Genomic DNA, 18818 nt, shown 5'->3' on the forward strand with positions numbered 1-18818 from the left:
GCCGGAGAGAACGTGATGCTGAAGATGATCATCGGCGGGCGCCGCCGCGCGGGAATGACCCACCGCGAATATTCCCGCTATGCCGAGCAGGTTCATGGTGCAACGGTGGCGCATAACCCCGGCTACATGAAGAGCTACATCCAGAATCACGTTCTCGATGCGGTCTATGGCACCCATGCGGCAGGGTGGGTGGCCGGGCCCGACTATGACTCGTTCAGCGAGATCAGCTTTCCCGACGGGGCAGCGTTTGCCCGTTCGATCGCCGATCCCTATTATCGCGAGACCATCCAGCCCGACGAACTCAACTTCGTCTGCCACAGTGCCATCATCCTGCTGGCCACCCGGACGCAGGAGGTTGGCGTACGCGCGCCCGGCGCCGCGCCGCTCAAGCTCATGCGGTTCATCGCCAGCAACGATGCCGCGCCGCCTGCCGCGTTTGCCCAGGCCTGGGCGCAGGAGGCCGGCCGCGTCGCCGATCATCCGGCCCTTGCCCCGTCCATCCGGCGCATGACCCGCAGCATCAGCATCGCGGGAGAGGCCGACGCCAATCTTCCCGCCAACTTCATCGCCAATGCGCCGCTCAGCCCGTTTGCCGGGGTGGAAAGCCTGTGGTTCGACAGTGATGACGCGTGGCGCGCGATCGATGCCTATCGCGCGGTGATCGAGGAACCCCAATCACATCTTTCCGGCCTGCTGGACCGCCGGCAGGAAGCGCTGTTCGTGGTCGAGGAGCGCACGATCGTGGCCGATCACACGGCACCCAACGCCGCAGTGGAGATGACGTGATGGCCCGTTTTGTCCAAAACCGTTGGTATCAATTCGCCTGGGCCGATGAAATTGCCGATGGTGCCGTCCTGACCCGCACGGTGCTGGATATTCCCATGGTCGCCTTCCGCACCGACGCCGGAAAGATGGCGGTGCTCGACAATCGCTGCCCCCACCGCTTTGCACCGCTCAGCGAAGGCAAGCGGGAGGGCGACACGATCGCGTGCCCCTATCACGGCTTGGTGTTCAACACCGCCGGCCAATGCGTCCGCAACCCGCACGGCGCGGCAACCTCGACGCTTGCTGTCGCCAGTTTCCCGGTGCTGGAGCGGCATAAGGCGGTGTGGATCTGGATCGGCCAACAAGAGCCGGACGAAAGCCTGCTGCCCGACCTTTCCTTCATCGATGCCGCGCCGGAAACGGCACAGCTGCGCCTGCACACCGCTGTCCAGGCCAACTACGAACTGCTCGCCGACAATATCCTCGATCTGAGCCACGCCGATTATCTGCACGCCAGCAGCCTGGGTAGCGGGTTCAACACGCGGGCGAAGTCGACCGTGGAAGAATATCCCGATCACTTCTCCATCGCCTGGCGTTCGGACAGCGACGATGCGCCGCCGGCGTTCAACCTGGAATCGCCCGCCAAGCTGTGGACCGAGGTGGATTGGTATGCGCCGGCGCTGATGGTCCTGCGCGCTGGCGGGCATCCGGTGGGCAAGCCCGAGCGCGGCATCGACACGCTCAACCTGCACAACATGACGCCCGCAACGCTGACCACCACGCACTATTTCAGCTGCAACACGCGCAACTTCCTGATCGATGACGCCGCGTTCAACGCCGTGCTGCGCAAACAGTTGGTCCACGCCTTCCAGGTCGAGGACAAGCCGATGATCGAGAAGGTCCAGCAGCAGATGGGAACGCCGGACCTGTGGTCGCTGGGGCCAAAGATGCTGCCGATCGACAAGGGCGCCGTGCTGGCCCGCCGCCGTGTTGCCAAGCTGATCGAGGCAGCGAAATAAGGCCGCGTGCCCGGCGCGGGCCGATCGCCGCGCCGGGCTTGGCCGCTATTTCCGGAACATATCCATGGCGATGGCATCGGCCATCGCCTGGTAGCCAGCAACATTGGGATGCAGCCAATCGCCCGACTGCAGCTCCGTTCGCATTCGCTTGGGATGGAGCGGGTCCCGCGTGACCGCGTCGAAATCGATCACGGGACCATCACCGGGGTTGGTTCTGATCCAGGCGTTCACCGCCTGCCGCGTCGCCTCGCCCGCCTCGGAATAATAGTCGGCGCCTTCGAACGGCAGTATGGTTGCCAGGTGAACCTTGATGCCATGGGCATGGGCGCGCGCCGTGATCTGTTGATAGGCCGCGATCAGCGCGGCGGCGGGCGTTTCGGGCGCGCTGCCGATATCGTTGATGCCCTCCAACACGATCAGGTCGGTAACGCCAGTCATGGCGAACACATCCCGATCGAGCCGCGCCAGGGCCGGAACCCCGAAGATCGCAACCGGATCAGGCGCAAGGACGCGATTGCCGCTGATCCCGACATTGATCACCGCCGCAGACGCAAGGTCCGCCGTGCCATGCAGCCTCGCGGCAAGAAAGTCGGGCCAACGTCGGTCTGCATCTGGGGTCGACATATAGCCGTCGGTGATCGAGTCACCCAATGCCGCGACAACCCGGCCGGGGGCGCCCTGCACCTCGACCGCTGTCAGGAACGGCCGCGCGGGAGTGCGGGATGCCGGGGTAAATGCACGCGTGGTGTAATCGCCGGGTGGCGAGAGCAACGTATAGGCCTGCCCATCGGCGTGACACGTGCAGGCGGTCTTCTCGTCTGTGACGTAGATCGCCACGCTGAGCTGGGCGCGCGCGGGGACGTGGATCGCGATGGCATCGCTGATCAGCGGCGATCCGGGAGCCACGGTGAAGTCGGCATTGCCATTGGCGGTCACCACGCGCGGTTCGCCCACCGTCTTGGCACCTGCCGCATCGAGCAGGCGAACCGTCACGCGACCAATGTGCAACGGCGCCGCTCCGAACTCGTTGGACAGGCGGAGGCGCACCGCATCGCCACCCGCGCTCAGGCGGATGACCTGAACGATCGTCTGGTTCGCGATGACCGGACTGACAAATTCCGGCGGAACACCGGGGCCCGCCTGCAACGACGGCGCGGGTGATGCCGTCCAACTCGCCCGCCATGCCTGCGCGCCCGCTGGCGCTCCTGCGGCAAAGGCAGCCACGATCAGCGCCGCAGCGCGAACAACCATCCAGGGCATCGTGCCGAACACTCCTGCAACAGATTCATCGCGCATGGGCCAGCGGAATCATGCTTCCTTGCCGACCCATGCTTGCAACGATGATCAATAATGGAACGAAACCTGGACGCCATAGGTCCGCGGCGCCCCCACCGTCTGCGTGATCATCCCGAACGGTGCCGTCTGGTCGGCCGCGCCGATCGCATACTTCTTGTTGGCAACGTTGCGGACGTAGGCACCGATATCGAAGCCATGCTTGTTCTGGTAAACGATGTTCAGGTTATGAATCCAGTACCCGCTCTGGGTGATATAGGGGTCGTTGGTCGAGTCGAAATACTGGAAGCTGCGATAACTTGAATTCCAGCGGAAATTGAGATCCCCGTTCAACGCGTCGAGCGGGATTTTGTAGCTGGCGGTTCCGGAAAAGCTGAACCGGGGCGCATTGGCAAGACGGTTGCCATCGAGCGGCGTGGCGCCCTGGAACATCGGCAAGCCTGCGCTGATGATCTTGGCATTGAGCCAAGCCGGCGCCAGCGTGAAGGTCAGGCCGCGAACAGGGGCGGCGGTCAGCTCCACTTCGACACCCTCGGTCCGCGCCTTGTGGGCATTGGCCAGAACCTGCGTGATCTGCTCGATCGGTCCGGCCGCAGTGTTCACGGTCTGCGGAACCTGCGCAAAGATCTGCTCGTCGATGTAGTCGTTGTAGAACAGGGCAACGTTGAAAATCAGCCGGCGATCAAACCAGCTCGTCTTCGCCCCGATTTCATAGGCAGTTACCCGCTCGGGCTTGACCGGCTGCAGCTGAAACAGGGCTTGCTCGGGGTCGCTGCTCAGAAAACTGCCGTTGAACACGCCGCTTTTGAAACCGGTCGCGACGCTGGCATACGTCAGGATCGCGTCCGTGGGGCGATAGCTGACCGCGGCGCGCCAGGTGGCATTGGTGTTGGTCTGGGTCTGGTTCGAAGAAATAAAGCCTTCCAGCGGGCCGAAATTGCCGCGCCCGCCCGACTGGTATTGCCGTGACGCGTCATACTCGAACGTCTTGCGTTCGTGGGTGAGCCGGCCCCCAAGAGTGAGCGTCACGTTGCCGAGCGTGTAGTCGGCTTGCCCGAACGCAGCCACGGAATCGGTTTTCTGATGGCTGTGGTCATAGGCACGCTGGGCGATGCCATCGAAATTGCCGGCGCCAGCGGGAATGCCGAAACCGCCGTAGAGATCACCATCGATGAAAAGATCCAGCGGTTGATCCTGGCGGAGATCTTCGTGGAGGTAGTAGAGGCCGAACACCCAGTTGAATTTTGCGGAGGTGTACGCCGCACGCAGTTCCTCGGTGTAGGTATTGGTTTTCACGCCAAATGTCGCTTCGACCAGGTTGGCCGGGTTGGCGTCGCTGTCCTCGGGAAAGTATTTGTCGTTGTGCTGAAAGGCCGAAATCGAGGTCAACGTCACGCGGCCAAGGTCGTAGTCGATCCGGGCGGTTTCGTTGAGATTGAGGTTCCGCAGATACTGCGTGCGGTTGTACTGGCCGCGATAGAAGTTGGACGGCGTGCCGAAGCCGAACATGTCGACGCAGTTGCCGGCATAGGCATCGGCGACCGAGCACACCACCGGCGCCGGATCGCTTTGCGTGCCAGGCTTCAACGTGCCGATATGACGATATTCGTTGGGCACGTTGTTGACCAGCCCGGTGGTCGAGCTGAGCAGGATTTTCAGGTTCGGCGTCGGTTTCCACAGCAACTGCGCGCGCACGGCCTTACTGTTCGTGCCATTGGCGGAAATGCCGTAGAAGTCATTCTGCATGAACCCATCGGAATGATTGTAGACGACCGCAATGCGTGCACTGAGATTGTCCGCAATCGGCCCGCCGACCGCGCCGGTGACAAATGTGGTGTTGTAGTTGCCCTGCTCGATATGGACGTCCGCCGTTAGCTGGTCGGTCGGCTTTTTCGACGTGAACAGCAGGGCGCCGCCGCTGGTATTGCGCCCGTAGAGCGTGCCCTGCGGCCCCTTGAGCACCTGCACCTGATCTAGATCGAAAATCGCAAAGCTCTGCGCCGAGGGCGCGCTGATATAGACATCGTCGATATAGACGCCGTTGGGACCAGCGTTGTTGCTGTCAAAATCATTGAGGCCAATGCCGCGAATACTGATCAAGGGCTGGTTGCCGATCCCCATCGGGCTCTGGATCATGAGGTTCGGGGTCGCCTGGGCGATATCCTCGGTGCTCTTAACGCCGATCGACTGAAGGTCCTGGCCGGACAGCGCCTGGACGGAAACCGGCACCTTCTGAATATCTTCGTTTCGGCGCTGCGCGGTAACCACGATCACACCGACCTGGTTGGAATCCGCGGCCACGGCTGCCGCCGTGTTGGCAGGGGCCGCCTGGGCGGCAGCGCTTCCGGCATATCCCAGAACCATCATCGCGCTCGTCATCAACAGCGTTCGATTTAGCAACTGCTCGGACATAAGCCCCCCTCATGTTTTGTTGTGGACCGTGGCCTTTTCGCAGCGGGCGCTCGCGCCCTCATTGCGATAGCTAGTGCTATTGAACCATGTTCGACATACCTTGGCAATAGGGGAATGCTGGGGCGGCAGATTTAGCGTGACTGGTGCTATCGCAACCCGCACAAGTCCGCCGAAAATCCAGCCATCCGGCATCGGCGAACCAGCGCCAAAACACAGCATCCATCTCCGCTGGCGCGATTTCAGCGAGACAGCCGATGGCGCGGCGAACGGGCGAATCACGCGCCGTTATTGCTCAAATATTTTACATATTTACAGTATTTTAGTGTCATAATCCCGCAATCACGACCTGCTGCCAAGCTGGGGCGCCCTGCCCCTGCGGCCGCAGATTTGGCGAATCAGATGGGGAACGCTCGCTAGCGGATCTATGCCGCCGTTGCACGGCCGCCCACCGCTGCCGAGAAACAGCGGTGAGCGTCGCTGATGCCAGTACATTATGATAGTCTATGCAATCGTTATTTTAAGCCGAATTCGGCGTGCCTGGCGATCATGCATGCGGCGCGGCCTCGCCGCCTGCGATGCGTGATCGCGTCACATAGAGACCGACAATGAGCAGAGTCGCACCAATCGCCAGCACTGCGCACAGCTGAAGCACGCGGCCCGCGCTGGCATCGTCGGCCAGCGTGGAAGCAGCGAGCGGCCCCAACCCTGATCCGACCAGGACGGCCGACGGTACCAACAGCGCCGTGCGGCGGGTCGGGTCGTTTTCGATCGACAACGGCGTCAGGAACGGGGTAATGAAAATCCAAATCGCGCCAAACAGCGTTTCGAGAACGAAAAAGGCCGCAGCCCCTGGTGGGGTGGACAAGATGAACAGCACGGCGCTCAATGCGATGCTCGAGACCATCAGCGACACAAACCAGGGCAGGCGCCGGGCAAGAAATATCGCGGCAAAACCACCCACCACCTGCGCTCCCAGCGAGGCGGGCACCGCAAACGCAACCTGCTGCGGTGTCATGCCGGCCTGGCGGCCCAGCGGCTCGAAATAGACCCACGCCCCAACGATGCAGCTTTGGATCAAAAGCGATGCCGCCAGGACAACCCACCCCCGCAGCGGGGGCAGACCCGATACCTGCGCGGGATCACGCGGCAGGGGATTCAAGCGCTTGGGCAGCAAGGGAACCAGAAGCAGTGCGGCAGTGGCCAGGACGGCGATCGTCACGGGCACACCATCGCGGGCATTGGGAGCGGCAATGGCAAGACCGGTGGAAGTTGCGAACTGAATGATCGCCTGGGTCAGCAGAAACGCAGCCGACAACGCCGTAGGGCGAGCGGAGCGGACGATGACGCCGGTGGTCATCCACACCAGCACACCCGCCGAGAGGCCGACCAGCCCACGCACGAAAAGCACGCCCAATCCGCTGGTCCAAACCGTTGCGAGATTGAGCGACGCGACCAGCGCCAGGGCAACGAGCGTGGAAAGCCAGACCGAAACACGCTCCAGGAACGACTCGGCAATGACGACGCCGATGCCGATCGAGACGAGTTCGGCTGCCGCGACATGCCCCACTTGAGCCGCCGAAAGGCGGTCGGCGGCGAGCAGCGCCCCGAAGAAGACCGGCTGGACGCCGGCTATGACGAGCCCGACCGTGCCGATCAAGAGCGCCGCTGCCATCGCGGCCCGGCTCAAGGCGCCTTGCCCCGCGTTCGCCTGGCTATCTGCTGTCACCGTGCCGCTCCTTCTTGCGAGGTCAAGGTACTGTTATTCCAAACTTCGCTCCGTCGGCATCGGCAACACGATACGGCCATGGGGTCGCGCGCAGCGCCCACCGCCGCCCTGGGTCAACTTGCCTTTTCGTACCCTGTTGCCGCCTCGACCGTCACACCCAGCAGGTTACGATAATAGAGACTGACCATATTCGCGTACTCGCGCCCGATCTCGTCGCCCCACTCGGGCATGTCGGAGATGAGATCATTCGTGGCACTGCCCAGCGCCGTGCTCAGCAGGGTCGCGGCTCTCAACCGGGTCTCGTCCACGGCGGGATATTGTGCGTGGAGCTTGGCAAAGAGCACGTCGGAAACCGCCTGGGTCGAGCCGATCCGCACTTCTTGCAATACGGGCACCGCCCGCATGACCCGCAAGATCCATTCGCCGCCCGGAACTCTGCGCGCGGCCCGCCGCACCTTCGTCAAAAGATCCAGGCGATGTTCGACCACCTGCTCGAGCGGGCCATCGAAGCCGAGTTGCCCGGTCGCGATCGAGCGGAACACTACACGATCCTCGGCCTTCATCGCCCGGTCGCCCATCTCCCTGAGTATGGCATACTTGTTTGGAAAATACCGATAGAGCGCGGGCGGGGTCAGTCCCGCACGCTCACAGATCATATTGGTCGAAAGACGTTCGATGCCCACTTCGCCAAGCAACTCGCCCGCGACCTTGAGAATGATTTCAAACGTGACCTTGGAGCGATCCTGCGACGGCGCGAGCTTGGTATTGAGTTCGACATCCTGGTCGCTCCCGCTCTTTGCTTTTCTCGCCCGTGCCATCGCTGTTCCTTGAACTTTCAGATTACCTCCTGATCCACTATCCGCAGTGCCGGCCAATATCCAGCAATCGCTAGGAAGACGCGCCGACAGTCCGCGACAGCACCATGGTTTCGTCAAAGTTGGACAGCGCGCCCACAGTGCCCAAGCCCATCGCCACTTGCGCTGCGGTTGCCGTCGCGAAACGAAGCGACGCTTCTTCATCCAAGCCGCGCCGCCGCCCGGCATGGAATCCCACGCAGAAGGAATCGCCGCAGGTTGTCGTGTCGACAGGATCGATGGGCAAAGCAGGCACCTGAACCGCGTTATCCGGCTTCAACAGGATGGCGCCTTCGTGGCCAAGCTTGAAGACGCATCCCCCGGCGCCCATTGCGATGAACCGATCGGCCGCCGCGCGCAGATCGTCATTGCCGTGCAGGTGCAGCACTTCGGCCAGGCTCGGCATGAAAAGATCGACATAAGGCAGGATACGGGCAAGATCCTCCATCGTCCCCTCGCGCGGGGAGACAAGATCGCACGTTACGAACGCGCCCGCCGCCTTTGCCGCCTTCAGGATCGCGACAGCCTGCTCGGCAACGCCGGGGAAGTTTACCGCTCCCCAATGAATGGCCCGGATCTGGGGCAGCGCCGCTTCCAGTTCCCCATGCAAGGGCGTGACCATGCTTGCTCCCACCATATGATAGGTCGAACGCTGGCCGATGCTGCGCACGGGAAGCACCGTCGACGAGGTGGGAAACTGTTCGTTGGTGACGAGGAAACGGACATCGACCCCGGCCTTTTCCAAGCCATGGCGAACCGCAACCCCTTGCAGATCATCACCGATTGCCGATGCGAGGGCGACCTTTAGCCCGAGCTTTGCGGCGACCATCGCAGCCCCGCCGGCCGTTCCCGCCGGCGAGAGCAGGATCGATTCCACCAACATGCCGGTATCGATCGGCGGCAGTTCGTTCACCGGCCGCACCGCGATATCGACTGTTAGCAGGCCGACAGCGAGAAGATCAATCGACTGGTCCATGGTTGGCTCCTCGCCGCACGCGTCAGGCCAGGGCCTGGAGTTCTTCTGCGGATCTCGCTGCCGCCATCGCCAGGATTACCGGCGAAGGTTGCAGATCGGCCATGCGCGCCCGGGTCGCGGCAAACGCCCCATCTGCCGCGGCAACGGCCATGTCGATGTCAGCTTCGGTCATGCAGGCGGCGATGAACATGTTATGCCAGGGGTGGATATAGACGCCCCGCCGCAGCATCTCTTCTGCCCAGGCAAAGCCGACACGCAGATCGGGGTCATCGTCGAACAGCATGATCGGCATTTGCGACGGCCCGGTCTGGCGCAAGCCGAACCCGTGCCGCTCGGCTGCGCTGGCCAAGCCGGCCCGCAGCCGGTCGCCCATGCGGATCATCTGTTCAAGGTAATCGCTTTCGCGGATGATGCGAAGCGTCTCGAGCGAGGCTGCCATTGGCATAGCCGCGAACCAATAGGAGCCGGTGACATAGATCGAGCCAGCGCCCTTGCGGCAGCGATCCGATCCCAGCAGTATGGACAAGGGCTGTCCGTTCGCCACGGCCTTGCCCCAGCAGCTCAGATCGGGCTGCACGCCGACGAGCGACCAGCTGCAATCGCGCGCCAGCCGGAAACCAGCGCGCACATCATCGACAACCAGCATGGCCCCGGTTTCGTCGCACAACTCCCTTGCCCGGCGCGCATAGACCGGATCGGGCAGCGCCTGGTCGAAAAAGGCATCGTGCTTGAACGGCGTGGCGAAAATGGCGGCCAGATCGTCGCCCGCGGCGCGCACGGCGGCCTCGAGGCTCTCGGCATTGTTGTATTCGTAATAGCGCAGCATGGCGCGATCTTCGGCCACGACGCCGACGGGATTGGGCGTGCACCAGGGCGCCGCGCCGTGATAGGCGCCCTTGGCCAGGAGCACGATCCGTTTGCCGGTTTGCGCACGTGCGGCAACCATCGCCATGCTGGTGGCATCGGTGCCGTTCTTGCAGAACATCGCCCAGTCCGCGTGAGTCACCATGGCAACCAGTGCTTCGGCAAGATCGACCATCACCGGCGATGGCCCGGTCATGGTGTCGCCTTTCGCCGCCTGCGCCGCGGCGGCCGCGTCCACCCGCTGGTCCCGATACCCAAGCAAGCTCGGTCCATAGGCGCACATGAAATCAAGATAGCGGTTGCCATCGGCATCCCAGATATAGGCGCCCTCGGCCCGCTCGAAAAACTGCGGGAACGTGGCGGGCAGTGCATGCACCGCCTCGTGGCCATACATGCCGTTGGGAATGACCTTGAGTGCGCGAGCCTTGAGATCGCGATCGGCAGTACGATCCATAGAAACCTCGACAATGATAGTGTGAACTATTTAAATTTGAGCTTGCGGGGTTGTCAATTTGCTTTCCGCAAAGGCGGGAAATATCGAACCATAGAAACCCCATTTTCAACCAATCGATAGACAGTATCCGCCATGGTCGATGGGTTAAAATCGGCGCTCATCCGTTTTTCCATCGCCTAAAATTGCAGATCATTATCAGTCGATTACAGGGAGTTTTATCTAAATCAGAACTATCCTATCGACCGTAGGACATCTTTGCGATCTTTTCTCGGAACGCATCCATATCTTCGGCCGAAAGATGATTGGGCTCACCCAGTTGCTGCGCCAGAAGATATTGCCGGCAGAGGATCTCAAGCCGATGGGCAAACATCATCGCGATGGGCATCGAAGGCCCGCGCGCGGTCATGCCGTGATTGGCCATGAGGCAGGCGTAGCGGTCGATCAGCGCGTGCGAGACATCGTGCGCGAGTGCTTCGCTTCCAAAGGTTGAATAGGGCACGCACGGCACGTCATCCCCACCAAACAGGCCGACAAGGTAGTGAAACGGCGGCAAGGAATGGCAGTGGCACGAAACCGCGACACAATTATCGGAATGGGTATGGACGATTGCCGTGGTATTGGCATCGTTGCGGTATATTCTGGCATGTAGCTGCCATTCGCTCGAAGGATTGAGACTTTTGTCCCAATCGCCCGATGCGTTGACATAGACAATGCTCTCTTCACAAATATTGTCACCATCCGCACCAGCCGGTGAAATGAGCATGCCATTTCCAAAACGGACGCTCAGGTTTCCCGAAGACAGCTCGGTCAAGCCAAGGTCCACAACCCGCCGGTAAGCCTCTGCGAGCTGGTTTCTGGCCTGCTTTTCGGTCTGATCGCTCATGAGCCCTCCTTGCGCGAAACCCGCCGCCGAAAGCGCCTTTCAAAGGCACGATTCGCTCCATCCAGATGCACAGATACCGCAGCCAATAGAATAGTCCAGACTATTGTTTATGTCAGCCGCATGCGCTACGCTGCAACTGCGCTTGACGAGAAGGGATGTCAGGAATGGACACTGTCGAGATCGGAAGCCTGGGAACGCTTGCCGAGTTCGGTTTCACCGGCGGCCGCGACAGCATCCGCCCCTTTGCCGAGCGCGTTTTCGCCGGGCCCGAACCGCGTTTCCTGCAGGACCAGGACGGGAACCTGGCGGTTTTCCGCAATGCGGATTTGCAGAAACTGGGCGCCCTGCCCCAGATCGGCAACGTTCCCGCCGGGGTGCTGTTTGGCGAGTCGCTCACGCGCATGGACGATCCCGCGCCGCCCTTGGGTGCCGAAGTCGCGCGCGTGGTGGCAAACCAGGTCTTCACCGCCAATCCGCCGATCCATCGCCCTGTGCGCAAGGCACTGGTTTCCCGCCTCGGCCCCAAAGAGGTGAGCGCGATGCGGCCGGTGGCAGAGGAAACCGTGCAGCAAATCCTCGATGAGCTTGCCCCATTTGGCGAGATAGACGTGATGCGCGATGTCGCCGAGCGGCTCACCTGCGGGTTCTGGGGCCGCATGCTGGAGATGGACGCCGGCGAAATCGTGGCGATGCAGGCCTATACGCGGGACCTGACCCGGCTTTTTCACTTCAACCGCGACGCCCAAGACTACATCGTGCTCGATAACGCCATGCGCGGGTATTGGCGCGTGATCAGGGCAGCGGCCGAGCGTAGCCTTCGGCGGGGCGAAAACCTCTTCGTCGTTGCCCTGACTGACGACCTCAAGCGGATCGATCTACCGGACGATCCCGCGGAGGCGGGAATCGTTCCACGCGACGTTGGCGCCATGCTGGCCGGAAACCTGATCGACGGATTTCATACCGCGGCACTTGGTGCCGCCAACACGCTGTTCGCGCTGCTGAAAAATCCAGACGCCCTGGCGCAGGTGCACGCCGACCGGCAACTCGTGGCCAATGCCATCTTCGAAGCATTGCGTATCGAGCCGCCGGTGATCCACCTGCCCCGCTGGGCAATGGAGGAGGTTATCTTTGCGGGCGTGCGCATTCCACGCGGTGCGATCGTCTCGCTGATGTGGGGCGTCGGCGGTTTCGACCCTGCGGCCGTGCCCGATCCAATGCGGTTCGACCTCGACCGCTCGCGCAAGGGCAGCACGACGTTCGGCGGTGGCCAGCACATCTGCCCTGGCCGCTATGTGGCCGTGATGCTGGTCGAAGTGCTGCTCGACGCGGTGATGGCGCGCGGCCTGACGCTCACCCCTGGAACGACAGCGCCGCAATGGATTCCGGCGCATGCCATGGGCCAGATGGAGCGCTTTCCACTTTGTCTGGTGCCGGCATCCTGACTGCCCAAACGCCTGGCCGACGCAGCGCCAACCCAGACAGCAACAATACTGATCATTACCGCCCTGGCTGGTTCAAATGAACCGCGGGGACGCCGATTTGAGAGGAGCCAACATGCGCGATTACACACGATTTTACATCGACGGCCAATGGGTTGAACCGGCCGGCCAAGACACCCTCGATGTGCTCAATCCCGCGACCGAGGCGATCGCCGGCCGTATTGCGCTGGGCACCGCAGCCGACGTCGACAAGGCCGTTCACGCCGCGCGGCGCGCGTTTCCCGGCTGGTCTGCCACCAGCCGGGAAGACCGGCTCGGCATCCTGGGCAGCATTCTGGCGGAATACCAGAAGCGCGCCGACGATCTTGCTGCGGCCGTGACCGAGGAAATGGGTGCGCCGGTCTCGCTGGCGCGCAATGCCCAGGTACAGATCGGGTTGGCGCACCTCGCCACTGCGCTGGAAATTCTCAAGACGTTTCCATTCACCCAGGAGCGCGGACAGACACTGATCGCGCGCGAGCCGATCGGGGTCTGCGGGCTGATCACACCGTGGAACTGGCCGCTCAACCAGATCACCTGCAAAGTGGCGCCGGCCATTGCCACAGGCTGCACCATGGTGCTCAAGCCATCGGAGATCGCCCCCTTTTCCGCGCAGATCTTCACCGAGATCCTGGAAGCCGCCGGGCTTCCCGCTGGCGTGTTCAACCTGGTTCATGGCGACGGCGTCGGTGTGGGCGTGCCGCTGTCATCGCATCCCGAAGTCGACATGGTGTCGTTTACCGGATCGACGCGGGCAGGCATCGAAGTGGCGCGCAACGCCGCTGCAACCGTCAAGCGGGTGGCGCAGGAACTGGGTGGCAAGAGCCCGCACATCGTGCTCGACGATGCCTATCTGCCGCAAAGCGTTGCCGGCGGCGTACAAGGCATGATGGTCAACTCCGGCCAGTCGTGCAATGCGCCGTCGCGCATGCTCGTGCCAGCCGCGCGCATGGCCGAAGCGATCGAAAGTGCGCGCGCTGCCGCCAGCAGCATCACCGTCGGGCCGCCCGACGGCAACGCCCAGATCGGCCCCGTTGCCTCGCAGGCCCAATTCGACAAGATTCGCGGGCTTATCCAATCAGGCATCGATGAGGGCGCCACGCTGGTCGCCGGCGGGGTCGAGCGCCCCGAAGGCCTGGACAAGGGCTATTATGTCCAGCCCACGGTGTTCGCCAACGTGACGCCTGACATGACCATCGCGCGGGAGGAAATCTTCGGTCCCGTCCTGTCGATCATGGCCTACCAGACCCTCGACGAGGCGATCGCGATCGGCAACGACACCGAATATGGGCTCGCCGCCTATGTGAGCGGGGCAGACATCGAAACGGCGCGCAAGGTGGCGGCCAGAATGCGTGCGGGCCAGGTATCGATCAATGGCGCGCGTGACCTGATGGCGCCGTTCGGCGGCTACAAGCGCAGCGGCAATGGCCGCGAATGGGGCGATTTCGGCTTTCACGAGTTCGTCGAGGTCAAGGCCGTGCTGGGTTACGCCGGCCAAGGTTGAACATTGCGCAGCGCCGCGCTGAGGATTTTCTCTGACCATTGCAAATCGAGCTGCCCAAGCAGTCATGAAAAGGATGCGATATGAGCGTTGCAATTTCGGTCCCGGAAACCGGGCTCTTCAATCCCAACCCGTCTGACAACTGGAAACCTGTGGAAGGGTCTCCCACGATGAAGACGTGGCTGGAATTCCAGACAGCAGACAAGGCCATGGTGACCGGGACCTGGCATTCCACCACCGGCACCTGGCATTCCGAGAACACGCCCTATCACGAATATATCTATCTGATCGCGGGCGCGATCGAACTGACTGCCGATGGCGGCGAAACGGTCAGCGTCAAGGCCGGGGATGCCTTCCTGGTCGAGGCAGGGTTCACCGGCACCTGGAAAGTGACCGAACCGGTGGAGAAGCGGTTCTGCCTGCGGCTGGCGTGATCCCCACCTGACACCCAGGTGGGCAGACCGCCGTCGCTAGAAGGCCTGCTCCGACCGCATGCCGGGGCAGGCCTTCTTTTTCCCGTGCAACAGGAACGGTTCTGGCGGTCTAGGCGGCGTGGACGTCGAGACGATAGAATTTGGCAGCTGAGCGCGCGAACAGCCACGATTTCTCGTCTGCCGAGGCCGACTGCGTCAGGCGTTTGAACGCGTTCCACGTTTCGACATAGTCCGCGCCCCAGCGGTCGACCGGAAAGTTGCTTTCGAACAGCGCGCGATCCGTCCCAAACGCTTCGATGCAGCTTTCGATATAGGGCTGCCACAGGCGTGCGAGAGTCGCAGAGCCAACGCGCTGCGTGGGCCCGAGGCCGTCGAGCATCGTGAAGGGCATGCCCAACCCGCCCAACTTGACGTGGACGTTGGGGCAGGTCGCCAGTTCGCGGATGGCGCGCTGCCAGTCGGGAAAGGTCGCTGCCAGCGTGCCGCGGTGCCGGGCGATCCCCAGCGGCGTGCCAACGTGATCCAGCATGATCGGCACGTGCGGAAACGCGCGGGCGAGGTCCATCACTTCCCCGATCTGCGGCGCGAACACCCAGGCATCGAACGACAGGTCTGCCTCGGCCAATGCGGCAAAGCCGCGCCGAAAAGCGTCGCTGCCATAGAGCCCACGGGGCGCCGGGGCGACCGGGCCGAGCACACGCTCGTCGTCATGCGGGCCAATGTTGCGGATGCCACGCAGCTTGCCCGCCCCGGCCGCTTTCGCCCGCGCCAGCGCCGCAGCCGCATCATCGCTGGTCAGATCGACATAGCCAACGATCGCCGCGCACGGCTGGCCTCCCGAAGGATCGCCCGCGCCTGCCTGCGCGATTTCCACGACGCGTTCGATCTCACCCAGCGCGCGATCGTTCTCCGATCCATGCTCGTGGTAGAATGCGCCGCATTCGACATAGACGGTTGCGACGATGTTATGGCCGGTGCGCAAGTCCGCCAGAAACTCGTCGCGCAGATATACGGGGTCTTGCGCAAAGACATCGTTGAACGGGTGCGCCGCCTTTGCTGCATAGTGGCTTTCGGGATGATCCTCCCAAAGGTGATGGTGCGGATCGATGATCGGCAGATCGGGATCGATCGCGTCCTCGCGCGGCACCATCCGCGCTGCGTTACCCAGCCCCATGCTATTCGCTGTCCTTCGCTGTGGCCCGATACCGCCCCTGCCCTGCCCCAAGCGCGTCGGCCATTGTGACCCGTTGCACGGCGGTTCCGGGCCGGCAAAGCGGCGGGAGCGCATATTAATAGCTATCGCTATTGATTGGGTCAACCCGGTGCGATAGCATGCGCATTACGCATAGCGGCCCGGCTGAGCCAAAATCAGCGCCGCAGTTGCAGTAAAAATAGCGGTTGATGGACAGGAGAACTGAAATGGACACACTCGCACCGGCAGACCGGACAACCGCACAGACCGATGCCGCATCGCAGGAATGGCAGATCCGCGTAGAACTGGCCGCGCTCTATCGGCTTGTCGCCCTGCACGGCTGGGATGACGCGATCTACACCCACATTTCGGCGCGACTGCCCGGGGATGATCACCATTTCCTGATCAATCCCTATGGGATGTTTTTCGAAGAGATCACCGCCTCTTCGCTGGTCAAGATCGATCTGGATGGCAAGATCATCGCGCCGACGCCGTACAAGGTGAACCCGGCTGGCTTCACGATCCATTCGGCGATCCACGGCGCGCGCGAAGACGCCCGGTTCGTCATGCACCTCCACTCTGACCACGGCGTTGCCGTATCGACCCACAGCGAGGGGCTTCTGCCGCTGACGCAGCACGCGCTGATCGCGCTGCCCTCGATCAGCTACCACGGGTATGAAGGGATCGCGCTCAACCTTGCGGAGCGCGAGCGCATCGTCGCGGACCTGGGCGACAAAAAGACCATGATCCTGCGCAACCATGGCACGCTTGCAGTAGGAGAAACAGCGGCAGAGGCATGGCTCGGCATGTATTACCTTGAAAAGGCATGTGCCCAGCAGGTGGCTGCCCTGTCGATCGGGCGGGACAAGGTGATGCTTGCGCCGGCCGCTGCGCAGGAAGAGGTGCGGCAGCAGGTGAGCACCGGACGCGCAAAATCGGCGATGCTGGCTTGGCCGGGTTTCCTGCGCCAGCTCGATCGCCGCCTGCCCGGTTATGATAGCTGACGTCCTGCCGGTTCAAGCACGGCGGGACAGCGCGTCAGGCTTTGCCCCGCCGTTGCTGCCGCGGCAACTGTATCTGGAACACCGCGCCGCCGTCCGGGCGGTCGCCTGCCAGGACTGTCCCGCCGTGCGCCTCGACAACCGCTTTCACCACGGCGAGGCCAAGGCCGCTGCCCCCGTGCACGCGGCTGCGCGACGGTTCACCCCGCCAAAAGCGACGAAACACCTGATCGGGTTCGTGCGAGGGTAAACCGGGGCCACGATCGGTAACGATCAGCAAGGCGCTGGCGCCGTCGATTTTCGTTTCCACTTCAACCACCCCACCCGATGCGGCATGCCGGCGGGCATTGTCGACAAGCGCGAGCAGGACCTGTCCCAGCCGTTGCGCATCGATCTCGACCAGGGTTGGCGCGAGGCGCGTTTCCAGGCGCATGCCGGCGGTGGCCAGGATCGGCTCGAGGGCGTGCAGGTGGGTGGCGGCGAGCAGCGCCAAATCGGCCAAACGCACATTCAGCTCGAGACGGCCGGTGTTGGCGAGGCTGAGAGTCTGCAAATCCTCGACAATGCGCGCGAGCAGATCCACCTCCTGGATCAGCGCGGCGATCGCGGCACCATCGGTGGCAAACACCCCATCCAGCTGGCCTTGCAGCCGCCCGCGCAAGATCGTCAGTGGAGTGCGCAACTCGTGGGCGATGGCCGCAGAGCCTTCGCGCAGATCACGGTCATAGGCTTCCAGCGCTTCGGCCATGCTGTTGAAATCGGAAAGCAACTGCCGAAGCTCGCCTGCGCCGGGCGGCCCTTCGGCCGCGCGCGCCGACAGATCGCCCAAGGTGATCGCGCGCGCCGCATGGCTCACTGCCTCGATCGGGCGGGCAAGGCGGGTGGCCAGCGCCAGGCCAACCGCGATGCCGAACATCGATGCCAGCGCGGCCAATCCGATCAGCAGCACGCTCTGTTCGTGATCGATGGTCTGCGCGATCCGCACCCGCTCCTTGTAAAGCGCAACAGCGGCTGCCGCCGGCGGCCTGCCCCCGGCGTCGACCTCCATCAGCGTCTGGCGCGCAACCGGATCGAGCGCATTGAGCATCATCTGCTCTTGCCATCGCGCAAAGAGATTGAGCCCGACATAGCCGAACAGGATGGCCAGCAGGATGGCCAGGATCATCGCCGCGGCCAGTTGCGTGCGCAGGCGCAGCGTGCGCCACATCATCGCGCCGACAATCGATAGCCGACGCCGCGCACGCTTTCGAGCACGTCGCCAGCCCCGGCCATCTCCAGCTTGCGCCGCAATTTCGACAGGTGGCTGTCGACGGTCCGTTCGAGCGCCTCTCCTTCGGGCAGGCAGGCATCGAGCAGCGCGCCGCGACCGACCACCCGTGGGCTTGCGCGGGCGAGATATTCCAGCAAGCGGAATTGCGTGATGGTCGTCTCGATCAGGCGGCGCGGCCCCTCCCCTGCGGAAACCGACACGAGATGCGCATCGCAGTCTATCTCGATCACCCCGATCCGCAGCCGCTGCGGCACGCTTTGCGATCTTGCCCGGCGCAGCACGGCAGCAGACCTCGCCACGAGTTCGGCCGGATTGAAAGGTTTGACGACATAGTCGTCTGCCCCGATACGCAACCCCGCAAGGCGTTCGTAATCCTCGCCCAGCGCGGTTACCATGATGATCGGCGTGTCGGAATGCGCGCGCATCCGCGCCAAGGCCTGAAACCCGTCAAGCTTGGGCAGCTTTACATCGAGGATGACGAGGTCCGGGGCCAGCCGGTAATGGTTCTGGACGCCTTCCTCCCCATCTGCGGCGCGGACCACGCGATAGCCCTCGCGCTCGAAATAGGCCCGAATGATGTCAGCGATTTTCTGCTCGTCCTCGACGACCAGCACCAGGGGCCCGGACTCGGTCATGCAGTGTTGCCCAGCGATTGCGACATAGCAGCAGGTATTATAGCCCTGACTATATTATACA

The 18818-nt window shown here is 62.9% G+C and carries 17 protein-coding genes; 6 read left to right on the forward strand and 11 right to left on the reverse strand.

All coding sequences use genetic code 11. The features are described 5' to 3' along the window. Nucleotides 1-15 precede the first annotated feature (15 nt). Both FHT19_RS23140 and FHT19_RS23145 read left to right on the forward strand, forming a co-directional pair. Nucleotides 16-786 (forward strand): EthD domain-containing protein, encoded by a 771-nt coding sequence (locus FHT19_RS23140; RefSeq protein WP_168557947.1) that lies wholly within the window; start codon nucleotides 16-18, stop codon nucleotides 784-786. Next, a complete protein-coding gene (locus FHT19_RS23145; protein ID WP_168557946.1) occupies nucleotides 786-1784 on the forward strand; it encodes an aromatic ring-hydroxylating dioxygenase subunit alpha in 999 nt (332 codons plus the stop codon). The genes FHT19_RS23140 and FHT19_RS23145 overlap by 1 nt, the downstream gene beginning before the upstream one ends. A 45-nt stretch (nucleotides 1785-1829) precedes the next feature. Here the strand turns inward: FHT19_RS23145 and FHT19_RS23150 are convergent, their stop codons facing one another. From FHT19_RS23150 to FHT19_RS23185, 8 genes are all read right to left on the reverse strand, one after another. Next, nucleotides 1830-3080: an SGNH/GDSL hydrolase family protein gene (locus FHT19_RS23150; RefSeq protein ID WP_169476990.1), complete on the reverse strand. Its 1251-nt coding sequence runs from the start codon at nucleotides 3078-3080 to the stop codon at nucleotides 1830-1832. A 48-nt stretch (nucleotides 3081-3128) separates the two neighbouring features. Next, nucleotides 3129-5489, reverse strand: a complete 2361-nt coding sequence (locus tag FHT19_RS23155) for a TonB-dependent receptor (protein ID WP_168557944.1) — start codon at nucleotides 5487-5489, stop codon at nucleotides 3129-3131. A 544-nt stretch (nucleotides 5490-6033) separates the two neighbouring features. Next, the gene (locus FHT19_RS23160) at nucleotides 6034-7161 is read right to left on the reverse strand and encodes a hypothetical protein (protein WP_169476991.1); all 1128 of its coding nucleotides are present in this window, start codon (nucleotides 7159-7161) and stop codon (nucleotides 6034-6036) included. Between the two features lie 167 nt (nucleotides 7162-7328). After that, nucleotides 7329-8033, reverse strand: a complete 705-nt coding sequence (locus tag FHT19_RS23165) for a TetR/AcrR family transcriptional regulator (RefSeq protein ID WP_168557942.1) — start codon at nucleotides 8031-8033, stop codon at nucleotides 7329-7331. A gap of 70 nt (nucleotides 8034-8103) precedes the next feature. After that, a complete protein-coding gene (locus tag FHT19_RS23170; RefSeq protein ID WP_168557941.1) occupies nucleotides 8104-9045 on the reverse strand; it encodes a PfkB family carbohydrate kinase in 942 nt (313 codons plus the stop codon). Between the two features lie 22 nt (nucleotides 9046-9067). Next, nucleotides 9068-10363: an aminotransferase class III-fold pyridoxal phosphate-dependent enzyme gene (locus tag FHT19_RS23175; RefSeq protein ID WP_168557940.1), complete on the reverse strand. Its 1296-nt coding sequence runs from the start codon at nucleotides 10361-10363 to the stop codon at nucleotides 9068-9070. Between the two features lie 235 nt (nucleotides 10364-10598). Further along, nucleotides 10599-11246 carry a class II aldolase/adducin family protein gene (locus FHT19_RS23180; protein ID WP_168557939.1) on the reverse strand — a complete coding sequence of 216 codons (648 nt, stop codon included), beginning with the start codon at nucleotides 11244-11246 and terminating at the stop codon, nucleotides 10599-10601. Nucleotides 11247-11404: 158 nt separating this feature from the next. After that, nucleotides 11405-11731 (reverse strand): hypothetical protein, encoded by a 327-nt coding sequence (locus FHT19_RS23185; protein ID WP_168557938.1) that lies wholly within the window; start codon nucleotides 11729-11731, stop codon nucleotides 11405-11407. 6 nt (nucleotides 11732-11737) lie between these two features. Here FHT19_RS23185 and FHT19_RS24810 point away from each other — a divergent pair, with 6 nt between their 5' ends. The 3 genes from FHT19_RS24810 (at nucleotide 11738) to FHT19_RS23200 (ending at nucleotide 14659) form a co-directional block, all read left to right on the forward strand. Beyond that, nucleotides 11738-12688: a cytochrome P450 gene (locus FHT19_RS24810; RefSeq protein ID WP_168557937.1), complete on the forward strand. Its 951-nt coding sequence runs from the start codon at nucleotides 11738-11740 to the stop codon at nucleotides 12686-12688. Nucleotides 12689-12800: 112 nt separating this feature from the next. Beyond that, nucleotides 12801-14228, forward strand: a complete 1428-nt coding sequence (locus FHT19_RS23195; protein ID WP_168557936.1) for an aldehyde dehydrogenase family protein — start codon at nucleotides 12801-12803, stop codon at nucleotides 14226-14228. An 80-nt stretch (nucleotides 14229-14308) separates the two neighbouring features. Next, a complete protein-coding gene (locus FHT19_RS23200; protein ID WP_168557935.1) occupies nucleotides 14309-14659 on the forward strand; it encodes a cupin domain-containing protein in 351 nt (116 codons plus the stop codon). 109 nt (nucleotides 14660-14768) lie between these two features. Here FHT19_RS23200 and FHT19_RS23205 read toward each other — a convergent pair whose 3' ends face one another. Beyond that, a complete protein-coding gene (locus tag FHT19_RS23205; protein WP_246866342.1) occupies nucleotides 14769-15833 on the reverse strand; it encodes an amidohydrolase family protein in 1065 nt (354 codons plus the stop codon). A 245-nt stretch (nucleotides 15834-16078) separates the two neighbouring features. Between FHT19_RS23205 and FHT19_RS23210 the strand changes: the two genes are divergently transcribed. Further along, nucleotides 16079-16855, forward strand: coding sequence for a class II aldolase/adducin family protein (locus tag FHT19_RS23210; protein WP_168557934.1), 777 nt, complete (start codon nucleotides 16079-16081; stop codon nucleotides 16853-16855). Between the two features lie 34 nt (nucleotides 16856-16889). Here FHT19_RS23210 and FHT19_RS23215 read toward each other — a convergent pair whose 3' ends face one another. Further along, on the reverse strand, nucleotides 16890-18062 hold the full coding sequence (locus FHT19_RS23215) for an ATP-binding protein (RefSeq protein ID WP_168557933.1): 1173 nt from the start codon (nucleotides 18060-18062) through the stop codon (nucleotides 16890-16892). After that, entirely contained in the window at nucleotides 18059-18757 is a 699-nt protein-coding gene (locus FHT19_RS23220; protein WP_082350005.1) for a response regulator, read from the reverse strand. Before FHT19_RS23220 ends, FHT19_RS23215 begins: the two co-directional genes overlap by 4 nt. Nucleotides 18758-18818 lie beyond the last annotated feature (61 nt).

This window comes from Novosphingobium sp. SG919, from assembly GCF_012932495.1.
GTDB lineage: Bacteria > Pseudomonadota > Alphaproteobacteria > Sphingomonadales > Sphingomonadaceae > Novosphingobium > Novosphingobium rhizosphaerae.